Raw genomic sequence first — 20,393 nt, 5'->3', positions numbered from 1 at the left:
TACGTACTTACATTATCATACACAGTTTTCGCAATACTAAGAGGAAGATGGAGACATCCTTCAGATCCAACTTTTCCAGTAACAATGCATAATTTATCTCCTTTACTGAAGAGAAATATGTCTATTAACTTTTTAATAGAATCAAAGTGTACTTTTATTTGTCGGACTTAATTTTTTCGAAATACTCTTCTAAAGTTAATCTCTTTTCTTTTAGATATATAGCAACTTCTTTTCCTACATAACGATAGTGCCATGGCTCATACTTAATTCCAGTAATCCCCTCTTTATCTTTTGGATAGCGAAGAATAAAACCATACTCTGCAGCATTCTTATCTAACCATTTAAATGCATCGGTAGTTTCAAACTTTGCATTTAAGTCTTCTACAGTATTCTGCCATTCAACTGAAATAATGTCTAACGCTAATCCAGTATGATGTTCACTTGCGCCAGGATACTGAAGATATTCCAATGCCTTAGCACTAGCCTCTGTATCCGACAAACCTTGAGATTTATAGCTTTTAACTGAAGCATCATAATAAGTTTGTTGTAATTTTATAGCTCGATAACCTGACCTTAAATAAAGGTTAATGCCCTCTTTTTTTGCAGCTGTTACCATATCCTGATAGGAAGTTGCAATTCTGCTATCTATTTTCATATTTGGCTTAGCATTTTGGGTGATACTTGTTAATTCAATCCCTAGTTCCTTTGATAACATATGTTCTCTATTTACAAGAATAATTCTCCAATCATTAAGATCAGAAATAGGTAAAGCATCTTTTTTATTCGCTTTTATATCAACTTTATTTTTATCATTATGATTAGTAGTTTCCTGAGATGTTTGTTTTCCACTACAAGCAGCAAAGCTCGATCCCAATGCCAATACCAATGCTAAAATTATAATTTTTTTAATTGTATCTCATTCCCTTTTTGTTTATTAGTCTTTATACCAATTTCCCAACACTTCTTTAGGAATATCCTTAAAATCCTTCAAAGAAACAGGACCGACAAATTCTTTAACCCCATGTTTTTTAGAATTTTCATCTGAATAATCTTTTAAAAATTGAATTTTAAAATGCTTCTTATCATCAGCATAGTCGGTTACTGTCGGTACAACTGCAGCTTGTCGTATACCAAAAGTTTCATCTTCATACTTAACAAATTGTATATATGATAGTCCTCCAATCAATGTTTCTAATTTTTCTTGAGCAGAAATAAGATTTCCAAGAGAATAATAGATTAGCGTCTGATGTCCATCTTTATTTTCTTTCCACTCAATTGGTTGGATTACATGTGGATGATTTCCAATTACTACATCTACGCCTAAATCTGTTAAATATTGAGCAATTTCTTTTTGTTGCTTTGAAGGCGTAAAGGTATATTCTACTCCCCAATGCACCATAACAATCACCATATCAGAATTATTCTTTGCCTTTTCCACATCATTTTGTATCGCTTTTTTATCAATTAAATTTAATGCCCAAGACTTATCACCTGGAATTTTATTCCCATTCGTACCATATGTATAATTAAGTAGCCCAAAGCGAATACCATTTTTGGTAATCGTTTTTATTTCATTGCGTTCATTTTGACTCTCATTAATGCCTACTGGGATAACATCCTGATATTTCTTCCAGTATTCTCTTGTATTCATCACACCTTTAATACCCATATCCATAGTGTGATTTGTCGCTTGAGTCACTATATTGAATCCAGTGTCCACTAAAGATTGACCTACTTCTTCAGGTGTATTGAAAGTAGGATATCCCTGTACTTTTAGATGATTTCCTGCAATTGGAGTCTCCTGGTTCACAATAGCAAGATCACTTGATTGAACAGCTTTTTTTATATTTTTATAAATATAATTATAATCATATGAACCATCTTTTTGTTTGCCATCTTTAATTACTGCGTCATGATATAAATTATCACCCGTTGCTATTAAATTCACTACCGATTTTACTTTTTTATCTTCAATAAAATTAGGGGATTTTTGAATAGGACTTTTATCGACCCAATTGGGTGTTTTTAATGATTTATCTGCCTTTGATTGAGCCGGTGGTAATGAAGCTTTAGATGTCTTAATATCTGTATTGTCACAAGCGGTTAAAATCAATAAAAAAATAAAACATAATAAAAAAAACTTTTTATTTCTCTGTAAATTATCTAACATGTAATCCTCTTTTCTGTCTTATTACTAATAACCAATTCTAACAAATAACTTTTAAAACAGCGTATTTTGGTTTTACACTTAATTTTTGAAAACACTCTATTAAATTTGCTTCGGAATATACGGATAATCTTTTTCACTTTCTAACAATCTATTATTTCTATCAGCATGAATAGATAGCTATAAAAACATTATCCAATAGGATGTTGAATTTGATATACCAGTTCCAATTGTAATAGCTGGTTAATCTAAACAAGAGAGGCGAATAGTTCATGTATCCTCCCCTCTTACTTTACGTTTATGAGTGGTTCCAAAAATAAGGGATTGCTGCCGTCCCCTCTTTAGTTAGTGCGAAATCTGTGTAACTAATTTCTTTAAGTTGAGCGACAATTATTATACCGTTAACAACAAGTAAGCCCCAAGAACTTATTTTAGCAATATACGGAAAAAGTAGCAATCTTTTCTCCGTCCAATTTAAACAAACCCTCCAACTCAAACGATTTGGAGGGCTCTATACCACAAAGAAGAACTTTTATTAGATTACTTCAATTTCCCCTCAAAAACAATCTTTCTACCGCACGGTTCAACTTCTGTTTTGCCGTTTTTCTTCACTTCATGAAAGATTGGCTCTTCCATGCGACGTGATGGTGCGTAGCCTTCTTGTTCCATACGTGCTAAGCAGTCTGTAATTGTTTCATTTTCGAGTACTTCAAATTTCTTTTTATTAGGTTGTTTTGTCATGCCCTAACCTACTTTCTATTTTTCTTGATGCGAATTGATTCTTCATGTAGACCATATATACCATTGCGAGAATTCCCATTATAATCATAACCGCAATAAAAAAGCTTGTATACTGTATTTTTTCTATAAATACGCCTCCTAATACAGGCCCCAGTATACTTCCTAAACTAAAGGCGATTCCAGATAATATATTACCCGCTGGTAGTAAGTGTCTCGGTAATAAATCTGTCATAAATCCAAGACCTAATGAGAAGCACGATCCAATGACCATACCAGCTAACAGCATACAAGCAAAGACGATCCAGTAATATTGATCAAATACTGCTGCGAGTAGGAAAATGCCCGTACTTACGCTGAACGTCCACGTTAAAATACGATCTCTTCCGTATTTATCACTTAATATACCAAGTGGAATTTGTGTAATAATGCCCCCAACTGCAAACGCTGGTAATAAAAAGGATACATCTGAAACAGACCATCCTTTACGAAGCGCATATACTGGTAAGTTACTATTTAACATCGCTTCCAGTACGCCATATGCAAGTGGTCCTAGTAACGCAATCCATCCTAATCCAACAACTTGTTTATAACGAGAAAATGATGATTCACTCTTCACTTCTCTTTCATCTTGCGCTGGGAATGCATTTTTCGTTGGCAGTAGTAAAAGCCAACCTATTAAGCAAAGTATAGTAGATATAATAAATGGTGTTGCAAGACCGTACTGAACAGTGCTTGCTAAATACGGGCCAACAGCAAAACCAATTCCGAAGAATACACCGTATATCGATACTTGTCTACCAATTTTACTCGGGTCTGATGTTGTCGTAATCCATGTTTGTGTTCCGACATGAAGCATATGATCTCCGACTCCAACTAGAAATCTAAGAATAAACCATACCCAAAATGAAAAAGTTTGTGTAAAGAAGAATAATGAAATAATAACGAGAAACCCACCAATAACGATAATTGGCTTCATTCCAAACTTTTGCATCGGTTTTTCAAGAAACGGTGAAATAACTAATATCCCAATATATAATGCCGTCGCATGAATACCATTTATACTTGAACTAACCCCTTCTTGTTCAAAAATCATTGCAATGGCCGGTAATAGCATCCCTTGTGACAAACCTGAGATCGCTACAATTCCAACCATAATCCAAAAAGTAAAACGCATCGACATCCTCTTCCCTCTCCTTCTCGCACTTTCCCCTTTTCATTATAAACTGTTTCTTCAAATGCGTGTACGAATATTCACAATTAAAAAGAAGCTAAAAGAATGAATCTTTTAGCTTCTTATCCTTCCCAAACTTGTGCTTTCACATTGTGATGAAAGTGCTTATAATATGGATTCCCATAAAATGATGATCCATATAAGTATTGCTGTGCACTAGCAATTGGTGGCTGCGTATGTTGCATTTGTAAAGGAACTACAACTGGTGAAACTTGCATATACAGCGGATCTATCACCATTTTTGTATATGCATAATGATTATATGGCGAATACGCGACTAAAAATGGGTGATGCATTGATATTCTCCCCTTTTGCATACAAATGTTATAGTATATGCAAGACTTTTACTTTCGGGGATTATTTCTATTCTAACCAATCCTCAACATGTTTTATAAAAACATCTAAGCAATCTATAAACGGTGAGTGTCCGCAATCTTCTAATATCTTCAACTCCGCATTTGGCAAATGTTTTGCTAATTCCTCACCGACTACTTGTGGTACGACGTAATCTCTGTCGCCTTGTATGACGAGTGTTGGAGCTTTAATATGATGAATTTGTTTATTTCCCTCTATAACCCCGTTATGTTCATCCGAAATATTAAATGTAATGAGCGCATAATTTACATCTACGAAATTACGCTGCGTTAACATGTCGTCTAAATACTTTTCATAACGATCCGGTTCAGGTTGATTATGTGTATATATTAATAAATTCCATACTGTACGGTAATATAATTTATTCATATTTCTTATCGCATCTAGCACTGGAGCTATTTGTACGGGATCTTGTGCAACCTCTTCCTTCGTCTTTACTAAACTTGATACGATTGGCTGCCCGTTAATATCTTTTTTAAAAATTGGATATCCCTTCATACCTACTGATTCTACTAAAATTAACTTTTCGACAAACGTTGGATGATTCGCTGTAAATTGCATCGCAACGCCACCGCCCATTGACCAGCCCATTAATGAAAATTTCTCTAGTTTTAATTGATCAATAAATAGTTTTACATCTCTTGCAAAATCTTGTAATGAATCTATCGATTGATTATATGTTGATTGGCCAAATCCTCTTAAATCAAGAGCGTAAATATGGTATTGATCTTGCAGCTTTTCAATAACTAAATCCCAGTGTTGTGACGATGTCATGTTCCCGTGAATGAGTACAAGAATTTCTGTATTTTGCCTTCCAACTTCCTGATACGCAATCGTTTCTCCGTTTGATAGTGAAACAAACTCCATTGTTGCAGGCTTAATCATCACAAGTTCCCCCATTCTTTTTAATAGAAAGAAAATTCTTTACTTACTTAAAGAATAGCATATAGAATGTATGTTCTCAATATAAAGCTTATACGAAATTTTTACATAAATCAACATGTCTATTACTAGACAATTATAATAAAAAAGTATATAGTTAGCTAGGTAACTAATTTGAAAGGATCTAACTATATGGACGAAAAACAACATTTTTTTCACATTGTCAGCCAGACTTCTCGAAAATTCACAAAGAAATTTAATGAACGCGTATCTCCAACTGGGCTATTTAGTGCGCAATGGGCTGTTATTTTCCGCATTAATCAAACCGGTTCTTGTACGCAAACAGAATTATGTCAGTATTTAAATGTTGAATCACCAACGATGACTCGTACGTTAACACGTATGGAGACGATGGGGTGGATTATTCGTACTGAAGGAAAAGATCGCCGTGAGAAGCTCATTTCTTTATCAGAAACAGCGATAAAAATGATTCCGATATGGCAAGAAGAAGTTGATACTTTTGAAGAAAAGACACTAGAAAGTATTAACGAAGATGAGTTACATCAAGCATTTCAAGTGTTACAACAAATCATTAAAAACTTAGATTAAATTGGAGGGATGACGATGCAAAGTGAGAAACTTTGGACGAAGGATTTCCTCGGAACTTGTTTTAGTAGTCTATTTCTCTTCTTAACATTCTATATGCTTATGACTACTTTACCTATCTATGTAATAGACGGCCTAAAAGGAAAACCTGAGGAAATTGGTTTAGTTGCAACTGTTTTTCTTATTTCATCTGTTTTATGTAGACCATTTACAGGAAAATGGCTCGATGAATTAGGGAGAAAGAAAATTTTATTTATTTCACTTTCATTATTTTTAGCTGCTACCGTTATGTATTTCGGTGCGCAAAGTTTATTTTTATTACTTGCCCTTCGCTTCTTACATGGTATTGGGTTCGGTATGGCGACAACAGCCACAGGAACAATTGTAACTGATGTTGCACCAGCTCACAGACGAGGCGAAGCACTTGCCTATTTCGGCGTATTTATGAGTTTGCCGATGGTAATTGGTCCTTTTTTAGGTTTAACTATTATTTCACATTTTTCATTTACTGTACTATTTATCGTTTGTTCCGTATTTTCATTGCTTGCATTTTTATTAGGACTACTTGTAAATATTCCGCATGAAGTACCAGTGAGCAAACAAAAACGAGAAAAAATGAAATGGAAGGACTTAATTGAACCAGCCTCTATTCCGATCGCTCTAACAGGATTTGTTTTAGCCTTTTCTTATAGTGGTATTTTATCCTTTATTCCTATTTATGCGAAAGAGCTCGGCTTAGGAGAAGTTGCTAGTTACTTCTTTATTTTATATGCACTCGTTGTTGTAATTTCTCGTCCATTTACAGGAAAGATTTTTGATCGCTTCGGTGAAAATGTACTTGTTTACCCAGCTATTATTATTTTCACAATTGGGATGTTCATTTTAAGCCAAGCGCAAACTCCGTTTTGGTTCCTTGGTGCAGGTATGTTAATCGGTTTAGGTTATGGAACATTAATTCCAAGTTTCCAAACGATTGCGATCTCTGCCGCTGCAAACCATCGACGTGGTTCTGCGACAGCTACGTACTTCTCATTCTTTGATAGTGGTCTCGGTTTTGGTTCTTTCATTTTAGGTATCGTCGCAGCGAAATCAAGTTACCATAATATGTATTTTATCGCAGCTATTATCGTTGCATTCACTTTACTTCTCTATTATGGATTACACGGACGAAAACAAAAATACAAGAAACAACATACAGATGGAAAAGTTTCCGCTTAACATGAATAAGGAAAGTAAACTTCCCCGTTTACTTTCCTTATTTTGTATTTCTTTCAACAGACGCGTATACTAATAGTAGAAATAAAAAGGAGGGACCTCTATGAAACTTAAAAAATCTCCCCTACTCTTACTCATAATCACATTTATATTTGTAATTACAGGGCTCGGTTTTACATACTTCAAACATAATAAAACAATCCCCTCGAAAAATAACGTGACGAAGAAAAATTGGTTAGATGACCCGTACTTACGTTGGTCGTATACACATATGAAAGAATTCACTTTAATTAACGAGGTGAAAAATAACCCGGATCAAGTATCCCACTTCTCTACTGCATTGCAAAACTTAGACGATTTTGCTGTAGAGCGTAGATTTGGAACGACTCCTCTAAAAAAACTTTTAGACGATAATAAAACGGATGCTTTTGTCGTTGTACACAATGGACAACTTGTATATGAACGATATTTCAATGGATATAAAGAGAGCGAACCTCATGGCATGGCATCATTAGCGAAGGTCTTTACCGGGGCAATGATACAATCTCTCGCTGAAGAAAAACGTATTGACTTAGAAAAAACAGCTGACACATATATAAAAGAATTAAAAAATACACCGTTCGGTAATGCCACACTACAGCAATTAATGGACATGCAAGTTTCTGTAGAATATCCTACTCACGGATATGAACATCCAGCGTTAGAAAATCAAGATGCACAACTATATTTAGCGAGCAATATTTTGCCTCGAGGTAAAAACTACGACGGCCCGATGAAAATTTATGATATGTTACGAGAAGTAGAAGAAACTGCACCGCCTGGTTCCGATTTTTCTTACGATAACGGATCAGCTGAAACACTCGCTTGGGTGATTCGATCGATCACTGGTAAATCATTGGCGGAAAATGTTAGCGAACGAATATGGTCTCAAATTGGTATGGAAGAAAACGCGTATTACGTTACAGATGAAACAAAAGTAGAACAAGCAAGCGCAGGCTTAAATGCAACTGCTAGAGATATGGCGAGATTCGGGCAATTACTATTAAACAACGGGGAATATAACGGAAAACAAATTCTCCCTTCTTCTATTTCTGAAGATATAAAAAATGTTCAAGAAGGTGAACTTGCAGTTGGCCCTGGAGCTTCCATTTCTTATCATAATCAATGGTGGATTCCGCACAATGAACAAGATGCTTTTGAAGTGTTAGGTAGTTACGGACAAACCCTTTACATCGATCCGACAGCAAATTTGATCATTGTCCACTTCTCTTCTAACGCTACACCAAGTAATGAAATCCATTCAGTTTACTCAAATATGTATATTGATATTGCACATCATTTAGAGAAGCTTCCACAATAGTGGAAGCTTTTTCTTGTTGGGGTGTTTTATTTGAATCAATTATATTACTCCAGATTTGAAAATCCCCTCGCCTCATCACAATTGTTCAAAAGTACCCTTTTTAGTAACAACTCTTATTCCCTCTATCCAACTTCGTATAATACCTATCTACAAATGAAAACCACTTTAAATATCTGAATTTTCTATATTTTGAAGGTGATCCAAAAAACAACCTCGAATAATTGTAATACATATACATAAGGAGGTTGGTTTATTTTGTTTCGTTCTTTTACAAATGGTTGCGTCGCCTTAGTGCAACGCTTCTTGCCAGAACCGTTTATTTTATCATGTTTATTAACTGTTTTTGTTATTTTCTTCGGCATGTTTGCAACGCACCAAACACCTGTGGAAATGATTAATCACTGGGGTAATGGAATTTGGGGACTACTCGCCTTTTCTATGCAAATGGCACTTGTACTCGTGACAGGCTCTGCTTTAGCAAACGCACCTCTTATTAAAAAAGGATTAACGAGAGCTGCACGGTTACCGAAAACGAATGGACAAGGTATTATTGCTATTTCAATCGTAAGTTTACTAGGAGCATACATAAACTGGGGATTTGGTATTGTTGTATCTGTTTTATATGCAAAAGAAGTGGCAAGGCAGCTGGAAGGATTAGATTATAGACTTGCAATTGCTTCTTCTTACTCTGGATTTCTCATTTGGCATGCGGGGCTTTCTGCTTCTATTCCGCTTACGTTAGCAACTGGCGGCGAAACGTTAATTAAAACGACAGCAGGAAGTATTAAAGAAGCGATTCCAATAACAGAAACGCTATTCTCACCATACGCACTTGTACCAGTTATTATTTTTCTCGTTACAATGCCTCTCATTAATAAAGCGATGCACCCAGATGAAAAACATACGATAACGGTAGATCCTAGCGTATTTCATGAAGAAGCTGCCGCTCAAGAAATAGGAAACAATACATTCGCTGAGAAAATGGAAAATAGCATCATTATTACACTTTGTGTTGGATTGTTAGGTCTCATTTATATTTTCAATTACTTTTATACAAAAGGCTTTAACCTTACGCTAGACATCGTTATTTTTATGTTATTAATTGCTGGACTTATTTTCCACCGTACTCCGATTCAATATATTCGTGCTTTTTCAGACTCTACGAAAAGTGCTTCTGGCATTTTACTTCAATTTCCGTTTTATGCTGGAATTATGGGGATGATGATTGGAGCAAATAGTGAAGGACTTTCACTTGGAGGAGCTATTTCGAATTTCTTTATTAGCATTTCAAACGAAACGACTTTCCCGCTCTTTACTTTTTTAAGTGCTGGCATCGTTAATATTTTCGTTCCATCTGGTGGTGGCCAATGGGCTGTACAAGCACCCATTATGATTCCAGCTGGCGCTGAACTTGGTGTACCTGCTGCAAAAACAGCAATGGCAATTGCGTGGGGTGATGCTTGGACAAATTTAATTCAGCCTTTCTGGGCATTACCGGCATTAGCGATAGCTGGTTTAGGTGCTCGTGATATTATGGGATTTTGCGTTGTTAACTTACTATATGCAGGATTCATCATTAGTCTATGTTTCTTATTTATTTAAACGAAAAGCTAGTTTTATACTAGCTTTTTTACATAATAAATTATTTATTTCCCATGCAATTTATAACCCTTGCCCCTATCTCCGTAAGATGTAATACCTCAAATGAAAAAAAAATCTACACATACTTTTTCAATTAAATGTGGATTGTTTTTAAGGAAATTCCACTGTAACGCTTTGGGAAGAAAATACGTTTCGTATTCTTTACTTCCTCTTATTACCCCATCAACTTCTCTTTCACAGATTCCTCTTATTAAATAATCATTTCTTAATTGAATCTGTATTTGTTGAAACATTTCACTACATTTCTTCAATTGGATTAAACAATTAATATATGTACGAAAAAGTTCGTTATCATAATTGCAACACTTTATTATATGTTCCATTTCATTCATAACGTACGAGCCTTTTCTTCCATTTGTAATAACCACTTTTCCCGCTTCTCTCGTTTACTCGTTTTCACAGATTGAAAAACAGATCGTTTTATATCACGAATGCCGCAAAAACGTAAAACCCCTCTTTTCATCATAATCCAATCTGCTGATCGATATAATAATGCGACGTACCATAACGGTGAATCTAACGTATTAATTACCCATGCCTTCTTACCTTTCAATAAGCCTTTCGGCAGAGCCCCTTCATATTTATAAGCAAAACCAGCAACGAAAATGCGATCAATAAACCCTTTTAAAATAGCAGGCATCCCCCACCACCATACTGGATATATAAAGAGAAGCGTATCTGCTTCTTCCACTAACATTCTGTACCGAGCTGTTTCTTCTTCATTTACTAAATCACGTCTTTTCTTCTCTTCATTAAATACAAGGACTGGATCAAATTGCTCCTTATATAAATCAAGTACCGTAACCGAATGATTAGTTTCTTGTAATCCTTTTTGCACATGCTTTAAAATCGCCGCGTTAAAACTGGAAGGACTAGGATGAGCGTATACAATTAGTATATTCACTACAAAACAACTCCCTCTATAGTTAAAGTTTCTCCTTCTTTAACATCTTCTCTACAATTTGCACGTTTTTCGAACTTTGTAATAAACGATTTAATACGGTAAGTAACTCTTCCTTGTCTAAATCTTTCAGTTTCTCTTTCACCGTACTTTCACCAGCACCTTGAATATCATAAACAACTGCGGCCATATGCTTACAATAGTTTTCATATGGACATTCGCAGCTACTTTCTGTAAAATCTTCAAGATCAATAATCACTTCATAGTTTCCTGCATTTCCAGTAACGAAAGCAAATATTTTCTTGTCTTGTATTTCAACATCTTCTACATGTCCCTCTTCATAATATTCATAACCTTTATCCAAAATGTACTTAGGAATCCATTTCGTTATATCATGTAATAAGTAAGCGTACATAACAACACCTCTTCCTTTAATTCCCTTTTGACTTCCATAACCTGCGCATGTTATTCTAATAACTGTCAAATAGCAAGTCTATATGACAAAACGACTGACACCTATTCGGCGGAGGTGTCTCTTTTCATTTGCAGCCGATATGAAGTGCCTCTTTCAGGCACATTCAATCTTTGACACTACACACTCAACACCATTCCCTTGTATCAGGCTGCTTAAGCAGTCTTTTACTCTACATACTTCAAAAAAAAGAGAGCTTAGCTCCCTTTTCCCGCCTTATAAAATACCCCTTTTTCAGTATAGAGATATTCATCAGCTAATGTAATTTTCCCATCCAGTTTCAGTTCATCTAATAGTCTTGATAAGTAAAATTGATGTAACATCTTTTTCGTGAATTTTCCTTCATGATGCGAAACGATATGTTCTTGAATATCTAACAATGATATTGGCTTATCTTGCTCTATCATATATTCATAAACTGTACTACGCAGTTTTACGTATTTTTCGAGTGTCACAGTACTTCGCAACCCCTTTCTTCTTAATATAAATTTTCGTAATCGGTTTTTTTGCAACAAAAAAACCTCTCCGATAAGAAGAAGTTACGTATATATCTTCGTCTTATCTCCCAGAACAAATATGTTCTGCTGGAATTAGCACCTGCATCGCGGTTGCTGGGTTTCATCGGGCCAGTCCCTCCACCTCTCTGGATAAGAAAATATTCACTTAATTCTTACTATACGTAATTTCATTTTAATTGTCAAACAAATATAACAAATAATATTTTCTTCTTTACTGCTCATACTATACATATATGAATATGCAAGGAGGATTATGAAATGCACGAAAATGCTCGCGGATATGTACAAGATTCATTTCAATCATTACAAGAAGCAAAACATTGTTTAGAAGCAGCACTACAGACTGTGGAAAAAGATTTTAATCGCGCACGTATTGAACAATCCCTTTATGCGATCGAACAAGCTATTCAACGTTGTGATTACACGGTTCACATTTTAGAACAAGATTGAAAAAGCTTCCCATCCTAAGGTGGGAAGCTTTTTCAAATGGCATACTTCATAATTATTACCGTTATAATTAAAAAATATACAGAATTAGCAATTTCTAAAATACCTACTTTTATAATAGAAATCTTTTTACCATACAACATAATTGCCCGAATGACACTCGGTATAAAAATAAAAGAGCACCACGGATTGATAGTAAATACGATGATTGTTAATAGAATATGATACCCCCATGATATGAAACGATACTTTGGGTTATTTTTCTCACGTATCATCGTTTTCACATAAAATGTACTTCCTAAAAAATATAAAAATGAAATAAGCGCAATAAATAATGCTGTTTTATCTATAAGTTTCATTGAAAAATAATAACTAACTAAACCGCCAATACAGAAAACAATAAGCGCACTCATGTCATTTAGTAATGCTCTTTCATTTTTTTGACGAGCGTAATACATATTTACTATAAATAATGGAATCATTACTGCTACGAATAAAAGAATACGCCATTCATATAATAGAGAAATCATCCCAAATACGAAAGCTATGATAAAGTATACAATTGCAGCATGTAAAAACTCTTTTTTTCGCCTTTGCTTTATGTACGTGAGAAATGGATACGTAGCTAAATAGATAAAGAACCAAGCTAAAAACAATGGAATATGATACATAGTAGGTTTCCCAAGTATGACACTTAATAGAAATGGTATAACGAGCATGGCCCATGCACCGTGTTGCTTCGGAATAACTAACTTCATTAACTATACACCTCCCTTTTGAAAATAGTTCTCACCTACTATTATACAAATAATTTCATATAATAACGGACATATATTGAATCAATTTTTTGACAATAAAAAATGCTCCTTACAATATGTAAGAAGCATGAAAGAGGCAAACGAATATGTAAGTCGCGACCCTACCTTATATGAGTATGCTTTTCTATGCCATGTTATGCTTATCTAATATGCCATATTTCTTTTTGAATCTCGTAAGAATTGTAATCCAAGACGTACTAAATAGTAGTAAGAAAATAACATTTGAAATCGCATGGCTCAAATCGAAATAAAAACTTGCAACATAGTATGCGACAACTGTTTCCCACGTTGCTTCCTGTATAAAACCGAGAAGTCCCCAGAAGTTCATAATCCAACCAAATAAAAATCCAACAAACAATCCGTATAGTAGTCTTCCCCATAGCTTTTTCATTAAAAATGTATTACGTAATAATCCAGCTATAAAACCAATCATCCCCCACGAAAACATTTGCCACGGCGTCCACGGACCTTGCCCTAAAAAGATGTTAGATACGATAGCTGCAGTTGCACCGATCATAAAACCCGTTTCACTCCCAAACACAATCGCAGAAACGATAATGACAAAAGAAGTTGGTTGTACGCTTGGTAAAATAGAGAATGGTACGCGGCTAACTGCTGCAATTGCCGCTAACACAGCAACGAGAACAATTTCACGTGAAACAAACACCTTTCTTTCAAAGCGGATATAGAAAGGTAACATAATAACAACTAATAAAAACAAACTACTTAACATGTAATAACCATCCATGATAAGTGTAGTAAAGAGTAATGTGCCTATAATAACTGCAAAAATACCTATTATGAATGCAACATATCGCTTGGACACGCTTCGTACACATCCTCCCACGTTAATGCATATGGCAATTCTTTTCGAATGAATCGATTGATAGATGTTGTATAAAAGAAGTTTCCACTAAAAAACTCTTTCGGTGCATCGTTCATAATAACTGCTCCGTCAAATAACATCATACATTGATCAACGTATTTCGCTGCAAATTCAATATCATGCGTTGCCATTACAATTGTTGTACCTTCTTTTTGCAATTTCCTAAATAGCTCTCCTACTCTTTCCTTCTTCCACGGATCTAGTCCCTTTGTCGGTTCATCAAGTAATAATAAAGTCGGCTTTGATAATAACGTTGTACATAACGCAAGTAGTTGTTGCTCTCCCCCGCTACAATCATGCGGATGGCGTTCTTTAAGCGAATACAACCAAAACCGTTTTAGCATATCTTCTGCTACTTCTCTTCCTTGTTCTCCGTATAATTCACGTGCACGTTCATACACTTCTTCCCACACGGTATCAAATGTAAAATGATAATACGGATGCTGCGATACATACCCGATCCTTTTAAATCGTTCTTTCGAATCAATTTTATGTATCACTTTCCCATTCCACTTTACTTTCCCTCTTCTCGCTTTTTGCAATCCCGCTAAAATCGTTAACAGTGTAGATTTACCTGTACCATTTTTTCCAACGAGAGCTACCCATTTTCCTTTTTCAATCGATACGGTTAAATCTCGTAAAATAAGTGGACTATTTTTTTCATATTGAAACGAAATATGCTCTGCACTTAAAATAACTTCGTGCTTTTCACTTTGTTTGATTGGCTCATTCACATATGATATCGCTGACAAGTTATTCAGTTTCATTTGCGCTTCTCGCACTGTAAATGGAATATCTCTTACATTCCACTCTAAAAACAATCTTGGAATTTGCGGAATAAATGGACGGAACTTTTCAACTTCCCACATGTTCGCAATAACCATTTTAGGATTTCCATCATACACGATTTGGCCATTATTCATACAAATAACGCGCGTAGCAAGTGGTATCACTTCATCTAAACGATGTTCACTTAAAACGATCGTAATGCCAAGTTCTTCGTTAATACGTTTTAACAATCCTAAAAATTCTTTCGCTGCAATTGGATCTAACTGCGCCGTTGGTTCATCCAATAATAATAATTTCGGCTGCATAACTAGTACAGCCGCTAAATTGACAAGCTGCTTTTGCCCGCCAGATAACGTATGAACAGATTGGTGCAATAAATCCTGAAATCCTAAGAAACTAATGAGCTCTGCTATTCGTTTTTGAATAATATGTGATGGTAATCCAACATTCTCTAAAGAAAATGCTAATTCTTGAATCACTGTATCCATTACGAGCTGATTTTCCGGATTTTGAAATACCATACCAATTTCTTGTGCAGATAATAGATCTGGTACTTCCTCTAATAAAACGTCATCATAAAAAATTTCTCCTGAACGTGTACCGATCGGAAGTAACTCTTTTTTAAAATGTTTTAATAAAGTCGTCTTCCCAGAACCTGATCCTCCAGCAAGTGTAATAAACTCTCCTTTTTGAATAGAAAGAGAAATATGCTGTAACGCATATTCGTTTTCATCAGCATATACAAATGATAAATTGTTTATTTCTGCATGCGCCACCATATCCACTCCCTTCCTTCCATTATAATTGGTAAACTAATAAACATCGTAAATACTCCGAACATCATTCCATCGTATTGCTGAAATAGAATAGATTCGACTTTCGGATAAATGATTAACTTTCCTCCGCCATACGTACTACATACAATAGCAATGATAAGTAGAATGCTTAAATAACTGAGCGTATACCAATCTCGTCTTTCCATTCTATACCGAATATATGTCGTACGCTTCGTCACACCAAATCCACGAGCTTGCATAGAATCTGCTGTTTGCAGCGCATCTTCTAACGAACAAATTAATAATACTTGCAGCAATTGCATACCATTTTTCACTCGTTCCACAATTGAACCTGCATCTACTTGTACACCTTTCGTTTTTTGGACGAGTGTTATTTTCTGTAATCGCCTCATAAACAAAGGAACAAACCTCACTGTAATCATCGTTAACAATGCTACTTTCGGTGAAATTCTAGAAAACAAATATAAAAATTTATGACTTGAAATAATATCATTATACGAAGCAAACGTAAACATAATCGCAACTAGTAATAACCCCATTACTACTCCAAACATAATCGCCTCAAGCTTAATACGGCTATCACCTAACCAAAATAACGTAGTTCGACCTCTATGCGTTAATAACGAATTAAATAAAATGACCATAAAAAAGAAAACGATTGTGCTCGGTAACATCTTTCTAATCTTTTCGCTATTCCCTTGCATTATATTTATTATAACGATTAATAGTATTGCTCCAATTAAAAAAAGAGGATGAAGACACATCATACAAAGTATCATCACCCCGATATAATAGAAAAAATTCACAAAAGGATGTAAAGAAGAAAAATTTATTTTCATAGTCCTTTACCGAATGCCTTTCTTAATTTAATACATACACCCACTCGATTGTATCTCCTGGTTTAATTGTTACTACACCTGCACTATGATTTGGAAACGAACCGTTCACACGATATTTCCATCCACTAGTAGCTGTAACATCTTTTTCATATAAATCATTAATCCCTTTTACGTAAATATCACCTTTAGAGCCACTCGCATCCACATCTAATCCGGTACGTTGTAATACTTTATAAACTGTATCGCCTTCTTGTACATCAACCTTTTTCGCACCTAATAAGTATCCTTCATTACCTTTTACTGAGATAGTAACTTGTTTTGGTTTTGGTATTACTGGATCTGGCACTGGCGGTACTGGATCTGGTACCGGTGTTGGTGGCGTTGGTACAGTTGCTTGTTGCTCTTTGTTCGGATCAACCTTCTGCTCCTGCTTCGGTGTTTCTTTCGGCTGATTCACAACCTTCGCTTCTTCTTTTACTTCTTGCGTTTTTAGTTGCTCTTGTTGTTTCTCTTCTTGTGCTTTTTGTTGTTCTGGTTGTTTATTAACAGCAGGCTGTTCCTGAGGTTTCTCTTCTTTCTTTACTTCCGGTTGTGCCTGTGGCTTTTCTTCTTTTGGCTTCTCTTCTACTTTTTGTTCTTGCTTCTCTTTCTGCTTTTGCTCTTGTTCAGCCGGTTTTTCTTCCGGCTTTTCTTCCGGTTTCACTTCATCTTTTTTCTCTTCTTGCTTTGCTACCTCTTCTTGCTTTGGTTCTACTTTCTTCTCAGGCTTTACAGCTGCCTCTTCACATCCGGCAAGTAGCCCAAGTGAAAGCATGAAAGAAATAAACCACTTCATCTTACCCATGTTGTCTCTCACCTTTCATATTAAAAATTAGGAGCAAATGATTGCTCCTAATTTTTGTTAAGCTGCTTTACGTCTCCATAATACATATGCAGAAGCAATACATAATACACCCATACCTACTTCTGTAGCTGCACTATGAGAAGATGCTCCTGTTTGTGGTAACGTGCTACCGTTTCCGGATTTTTTATTTTTAACCGGTTCATTATCGACAACAACTTTTAGCGTGTCATCTTTCGTTTCTTCTTGTACTTGTTTTTGTTCTTGTGGTTGTGGTTGTTCAGTAACTTCTTTTTCTACTACAACATTTTCTGAATCCACATTTGGTTTCTTATCGATTTCAGGAACCGATACATTTGACCAGTTATAAATCGATTTCCCAAGGTCTTTAAACTGAAGTAAAGCTAAGAATGCTTGCTCTGTAGCCATTCCGCTACCGTTTTGATCACTTGGTAACCATTTGAATTCACCATTTGGAAGTTGGTATGATAGTAGATTTTGCATTGCCTTATGCAGACGATGTTGATCTGCATCTTTAACAAGTGATAATCCAATAATCGCTTGCGCAACACTATTAGAATTCTCTTGTCCATCAGCAGAAAAACCACCATTTTCTAGTTGTTCGTTATATAAATAGGCAACAGCTTTTTCTACAGCTGGCTTCACATCTGGTCGATCTTGATAAGGAGCTAATGCTGATAAAACCATACCTGTTACATCAACGCTACTAGCACTGTCTTTACTGCTTGCGCTATCGTAAGTCCAGCCGCCATCTGTATGTTGTGCGTTTAAAAGCGCATCAACTAAAGCAACTCGATTCCATTTTGAATTCACTGGAACTTCATATTTCTTCGTATCAAATGCAAGTAAAGCAAATGTATAACCTGTAACAGAATTCACTTTATCTGATTCGTACAATTTTTGAACTAAATTATGTTCGCCTACCTTTGTAGGGTCTGCATGCATTGCATTCATCATAATAATCGTTCTAGCTAAATCTGTCGCTGAAAAACGGTTAATGCGTTTTTCTACTTTTTCAGTTACAGACTTAACATAATTTAATTTCGCCTCAATTGGTATGTTCTTTCCAGAACGAGAAAGTCCTAAAGCTACCCAATCACTTTCAATTCCATCTTGTAACATCTTTTCAGACGTCTTAGAGATCGCTTCATTTACTTGCGCTGCTGGAATTTGAACGTTCTCTTGCTTTGGTTGTTCTGGTTTTTCTTGTTTTGGATCATCTGTTTTTGGTTCTTCTGGTTTTTCTTGTTTTGGATCATCTGTTTTTGGTTCTTCTGGTTTTTCTTGTTTTGGATCATCCGTTTTTGGTTCTTCTGGTTTTTCTTGTTTTGGATCATCTGTCTTTGGTTCTTCTACAGTTTTACACGTACCAAATTTATCTAATGTTTGCTGTAATGTTTCCTGGCTCATATTGCTCCAGTCTGCAACAAAACGAAAGACAACAACATCTCCAGCATTTAATTTATAACTATCTGCTCCAACTTCTGCAGATTTATCATTTACATCATACAACCAGCCACTTGTGTCCCCGGCCATTAAACCATCAATGCCTTTAACATACGTTCCAAAAGACATCGTCTCTGCTGTTACTTTGTCCCCCATGACTTTTTGCAGCAAACTTAAAGCTGTTTCCCCATCTGTAATCTGCTCTTCTTTCGGACATAACATAATGCCCTTTTGTGATTCACCAATAATTGCAAGTTTTGCTGTATTTCCTTCAGCAAACGTAATATGTACTGTATTCGCAAAAGAAACAAATACAAGTGTAACTGCCATTAACGACGTAAGCAGCCATTTTTTCAACATTGCCATCCCAAAATTTCCTCCCTTATTACTATTTACACAAAAAAAGGCCCCTCAAGGGCGTGCAATTGACACTCTTTTTTTGTAAGTGTCGAACAAACTGTGCAACACCTCCGACCCGCATCATTCGCGGCTATATTTGTATAGGAAAAATAATTTTGTTTATGAACGTATCATTGTGATAACATTCACTTTTCTAGGCACTACTTACTTCCATTTCAGTTATCGTAAAACGATAAACCTATACATTCTGTTAATTTTAAATTTCTGTATTATTTTACTATTGACAAAGAATTTTGTCCATGCTTTATCGGATTTATTTTCTAAGAATAGTAACTTACTAGCCTTTAACGATGCAAACTCTTTTCACTAATAATGACGCCATCTTCATCCGCATACACATATTCATTCGGTTTCCATTCTACTCGTCCAAATTGCAACGAAATATTCCGCTCGCCTTTTCCCTCTTTTACACTTCTATTTGGCATTGTACCTAACGCTAAAATACCAATATTAATATTCTTTAGTTCACTAGAATCTCGAACATATCCATTTACAATAATTCCTGCCAGCTTTCTTTCCTCCGCAATAGCTGCCAAGTTATCACCAAGTAACGCACAATTCGTAGACGCTCCGCCATCAACAACTAATACCGTTCCTTCTGGTAGTGTTTGCAATCCTTCCTTCACTAGTACATTATCATCCTTCACCTTTACCGTTGCAATTTTCCCGTAAAACTGTTCTTTCTTCCCAAACGACCGAAAAAACTGGCGACATATTTGTAATTCCTTTTCAAACTCATCACATAGATCGGTAGTTTTCCACATCTTTTTCCCTCTTTTCCTTATTCTTTCTATATAACATATTCTTTGATTATTTTCGTTTCCCTGTCTAATGTTGCAAGAATTTGTATATGTAAGAAAAGGACAGAAAAACTATTGCCTTAGAACCTGTTTAGAATCTCTGGTATAATCTGTACAAAAAAGGATGATTCCTATGATACATAATTATACAAGTAATAT

At 35.4% G+C, this 20,393-nt stretch carries 21 protein-coding genes, 1 pseudogene and 1 riboswitch; of the genes and pseudogenes, 5 read left to right on the top strand and 17 right to left on the bottom strand.

The features are described 5' to 3' along the window. Window positions 1-154 precede the first annotated feature (154 nt). The 6 genes from PDL00_RS26790 to phaZ form a co-directional block, all read right to left on the bottom strand. Complete coding sequence (locus PDL00_RS26790; protein ID WP_270732371.1) at window positions 155-886, bottom strand: M15 family metallopeptidase; 732 nt, start codon at window positions 884-886, stop codon at window positions 155-157. A gap of 48 nt (window positions 887-934) precedes the next feature. Next, complete coding sequence (locus tag PDL00_RS26785; RefSeq protein WP_242254236.1) at window positions 935-2,170, bottom strand: CapA family protein; 1,236 nt, start codon at window positions 2,168-2,170, stop codon at window positions 935-937. Window positions 2,171-2,707: 537 nt separating this feature from the next. Then, entirely contained in the window at window positions 2,708-2,908 is a 201-nt protein-coding gene (locus tag PDL00_RS26780) for an NETI motif-containing protein (RefSeq protein WP_000166305.1), read from the bottom strand. Next, window positions 2,892-4,088, bottom strand: coding sequence for an MFS transporter (locus tag PDL00_RS26775; RefSeq protein WP_242254235.1), 1,197 nt, complete (start codon window positions 4,086-4,088; stop codon window positions 2,892-2,894). Before PDL00_RS26775 ends, PDL00_RS26780 begins: the two co-directional genes overlap by 17 nt. A 113-nt stretch (window positions 4,089-4,201) precedes the next feature. Further along, window positions 4,202-4,435: a hypothetical protein gene (locus tag PDL00_RS26770; protein ID WP_242254233.1), complete on the bottom strand. Its 234-nt coding sequence runs from the start codon at window positions 4,433-4,435 to the stop codon at window positions 4,202-4,204. Window positions 4,436-4,502: 67 nt separating this feature from the next. Then, entirely contained in the window at window positions 4,503-5,414 is a 912-nt protein-coding gene (phaZ, locus tag PDL00_RS26765) for an intracellular short-chain-length polyhydroxyalkanoate depolymerase (protein ID WP_270732368.1), read from the bottom strand. Between the two features lie 174 nt (window positions 5,415-5,588). Between phaZ and PDL00_RS26760 the strand changes: the two genes are divergently transcribed. The 4 genes from PDL00_RS26760 to PDL00_RS26745 all read left to right on the top strand — a co-directional run bounded on the left by PDL00_RS26760 (window position 5,589) and on the right by PDL00_RS26745 (window position 10,179). Next, entirely contained in the window at window positions 5,589-6,005 is a 417-nt protein-coding gene (locus PDL00_RS26760) for a MarR family winged helix-turn-helix transcriptional regulator (RefSeq protein WP_242254229.1), read from the top strand. 15 nt (window positions 6,006-6,020) lie between these two features. After that, entirely contained in the window at window positions 6,021-7,220 is a 1,200-nt protein-coding gene (locus tag PDL00_RS26755) for an MFS transporter (protein WP_270732365.1), read from the top strand. Window positions 7,221-7,320: 100 nt separating this feature from the next. Further along, a complete protein-coding gene (locus PDL00_RS26750) occupies window positions 7,321-8,577 on the top strand; it encodes a serine hydrolase domain-containing protein (protein ID WP_242254225.1) in 1,257 nt (418 codons plus the stop codon). Window positions 8,578-8,832: 255 nt separating this feature from the next. Continuing rightward, a complete protein-coding gene (locus PDL00_RS26745) occupies window positions 8,833-10,179 on the top strand; it encodes a short-chain fatty acid transporter (RefSeq protein WP_270732362.1) in 1,347 nt (448 codons plus the stop codon). Window positions 10,180-10,219: 40 nt separating this feature from the next. On the opposite strand, the pseudogene PDL00_RS26740 reads toward PDL00_RS26745, so the two are convergent. The 4 genes and pseudogenes from PDL00_RS26740 to PDL00_RS26725 form a co-directional block, all read right to left on the bottom strand. Continuing rightward, a pseudogene (locus tag PDL00_RS26740) lies at window positions 10,220-10,571 on the bottom strand (group-specific protein). Further along, on the bottom strand, window positions 10,568-11,143 hold the full coding sequence (locus PDL00_RS26735) for an NAD(P)H-dependent oxidoreductase (protein ID WP_270732360.1): 576 nt from the start codon (window positions 11,141-11,143) through the stop codon (window positions 10,568-10,570). Before PDL00_RS26735 ends, PDL00_RS26740 begins: the two are co-directional and overlap by 4 nt. Before the next feature lie 22 nt (window positions 11,144-11,165). Continuing rightward, complete coding sequence (locus PDL00_RS26730; RefSeq protein ID WP_242254220.1) at window positions 11,166-11,555, bottom strand: SWIM zinc finger family protein; 390 nt, start codon at window positions 11,553-11,555, stop codon at window positions 11,166-11,168. Window positions 11,556-11,809: 254 nt separating this feature from the next. After that, entirely contained in the window at window positions 11,810-12,127 is a 318-nt protein-coding gene (locus tag PDL00_RS26725) for a hypothetical protein (RefSeq protein ID WP_002096439.1), read from the bottom strand. A gap of 40 nt (window positions 12,128-12,167) precedes the next feature. Continuing rightward, window positions 12,168-12,266: riboswitch (SAM riboswitch) on the bottom strand. Window positions 12,267-12,388: 122 nt separating this feature from the next. On the opposite strand from PDL00_RS26725, the gene PDL00_RS26720 reads away from it, so the two are divergent. Next, entirely contained in the window at window positions 12,389-12,580 is a 192-nt protein-coding gene (locus PDL00_RS26720) for a hypothetical protein (RefSeq protein WP_000544998.1), read from the top strand. Between the two features lie 32 nt (window positions 12,581-12,612). Here PDL00_RS26720 and PDL00_RS26715 read toward each other — a convergent pair whose 3' ends face one another. The 7 genes from PDL00_RS26715 to rraA form a co-directional block, all read right to left on the bottom strand. Then, the gene (locus PDL00_RS26715) at window positions 12,613-13,335 is read right to left on the bottom strand and encodes a YwiC-like family protein (protein WP_270732350.1); all 723 of its coding nucleotides are present in this window, start codon (window positions 13,333-13,335) and stop codon (window positions 12,613-12,615) included. A 184-nt stretch (window positions 13,336-13,519) separates the two neighbouring features. Continuing rightward, the gene (locus tag PDL00_RS26710; protein ID WP_270732348.1) at window positions 13,520-14,221 is read right to left on the bottom strand and encodes an ECF transporter S component; all 702 of its coding nucleotides are present in this window, start codon (window positions 14,219-14,221) and stop codon (window positions 13,520-13,522) included. Next, on the bottom strand, window positions 14,194-15,855 hold the full coding sequence (locus tag PDL00_RS26705) for an ABC transporter ATP-binding protein (protein ID WP_270732346.1): 1,662 nt from the start codon (window positions 15,853-15,855) through the stop codon (window positions 14,194-14,196). Before PDL00_RS26705 ends, PDL00_RS26710 begins: the two co-directional genes overlap by 28 nt. Next, window positions 15,828-16,706 (bottom strand): energy-coupling factor transporter transmembrane component T, encoded by an 879-nt coding sequence (locus PDL00_RS26700; protein WP_242254216.1) that lies wholly within the window; start codon window positions 16,704-16,706, stop codon window positions 15,828-15,830. Before PDL00_RS26700 ends, PDL00_RS26705 begins: the two co-directional genes overlap by 28 nt. Before the next feature lie 22 nt (window positions 16,707-16,728). After that, complete coding sequence (locus tag PDL00_RS26695) at window positions 16,729-17,550, bottom strand: DUF4430 domain-containing protein (protein WP_242254215.1); 822 nt, start codon at window positions 17,548-17,550, stop codon at window positions 16,729-16,731. Between the two features lie 57 nt (window positions 17,551-17,607). Further along, the gene (locus PDL00_RS26690; RefSeq protein ID WP_270732343.1) at window positions 17,608-19,380 is read right to left on the bottom strand and encodes a DUF4430 domain-containing protein; all 1,773 of its coding nucleotides are present in this window, start codon (window positions 19,378-19,380) and stop codon (window positions 17,608-17,610) included. Window positions 19,381-19,718: 338 nt separating this feature from the next. Next, a complete protein-coding gene (gene rraA, locus PDL00_RS26685) occupies window positions 19,719-20,198 on the bottom strand; it encodes a ribonuclease E activity regulator RraA (RefSeq protein ID WP_270732340.1) in 480 nt (159 codons plus the stop codon). Window positions 20,199-20,393 lie beyond the last annotated feature (195 nt).

The sequence above is a fragment of the Bacillus cereus group sp. TH152-1LC genome, assembly GCF_027710505.1.
GTDB classification, from domain to species: Bacteria; Bacillota; Bacilli; order Bacillales; family Bacillaceae_G; genus Bacillus_A; species Bacillus_A mobilis.
Note: the sequence above shows the minus strand (reverse complement) of the source record. Positions and strands in the feature narration are given on the sequence as shown.

Bases quoted from the DNA above. Each gene is read 5' to 3' on its own strand.
- PDL00_RS26750 (WP_242254225.1), top strand. From the start codon at position 7,321: ATGAAACTTAAAAAATCTCCCCTACTCTTACTCATAATCACATTTATA.
- PDL00_RS26770 (WP_242254233.1), bottom strand. From the start codon at position 4,435: ATGCATCACCCATTTTTAGTCGCGTATTCGCCATATAATCATTATGCA.
- PDL00_RS26695 (WP_242254215.1), bottom strand. From the start codon at position 17,550: ATGGGTAAGATGAAGTGGTTTATTTCTTTCATGCTTTCACTTGGGCTA.
- PDL00_RS26775 (WP_242254235.1), bottom strand. From the start codon at position 4,088: ATGTCGATGCGTTTTACTTTTTGGATTATGGTTGGAATTGTAGCGATC.
- PDL00_RS26760 (WP_242254229.1), top strand. From the start codon at position 5,589: ATGGACGAAAAACAACATTTTTTTCACATTGTCAGCCAGACTTCTCGA.
- PDL00_RS26780 (WP_000166305.1), bottom strand. From the start codon at position 2,908: ATGACAAAACAACCTAATAAAAAGAAATTTGAAGTACTCGAAAATGAA.
- PDL00_RS26785 (WP_242254236.1), bottom strand. From the start codon at position 2,170: ATGTTAGATAATTTACAGAGAAATAAAAAGTTTTTTTTATTATGTTTT.
- PDL00_RS26700 (WP_242254216.1), bottom strand. From the start codon at position 16,706: ATGAAAATAAATTTTTCTTCTTTACATCCTTTTGTGAATTTTTTCTAT.
- rraA (WP_270732340.1), bottom strand. From the start codon at position 20,198: ATGTGGAAAACTACCGATCTATGTGATGAGTTTGAAAAGGAATTACAA.
- phaZ (WP_270732368.1), bottom strand. From the start codon at position 5,414: ATGGGGGAACTTGTGATGATTAAGCCTGCAACAATGGAGTTTGTTTCA.
- PDL00_RS26715 (WP_270732350.1), bottom strand. From the start codon at position 13,335: ATGAAGTTAGTTATTCCGAAGCAACACGGTGCATGGGCCATGCTCGTT.
- PDL00_RS26720 (WP_000544998.1), top strand. From the start codon at position 12,389: ATGCACGAAAATGCTCGCGGATATGTACAAGATTCATTTCAATCATTA.
- PDL00_RS26755 (WP_270732365.1), top strand. From the start codon at position 6,021: ATGCAAAGTGAGAAACTTTGGACGAAGGATTTCCTCGGAACTTGTTTT.
- PDL00_RS26690 (WP_270732343.1), bottom strand. From the start codon at position 19,380: ATGGCAATGTTGAAAAAATGGCTGCTTACGTCGTTAATGGCAGTTACA.
- PDL00_RS26730 (WP_242254220.1), bottom strand. From the start codon at position 11,555: ATGTACGCTTACTTATTACATGATATAACGAAATGGATTCCTAAGTAC.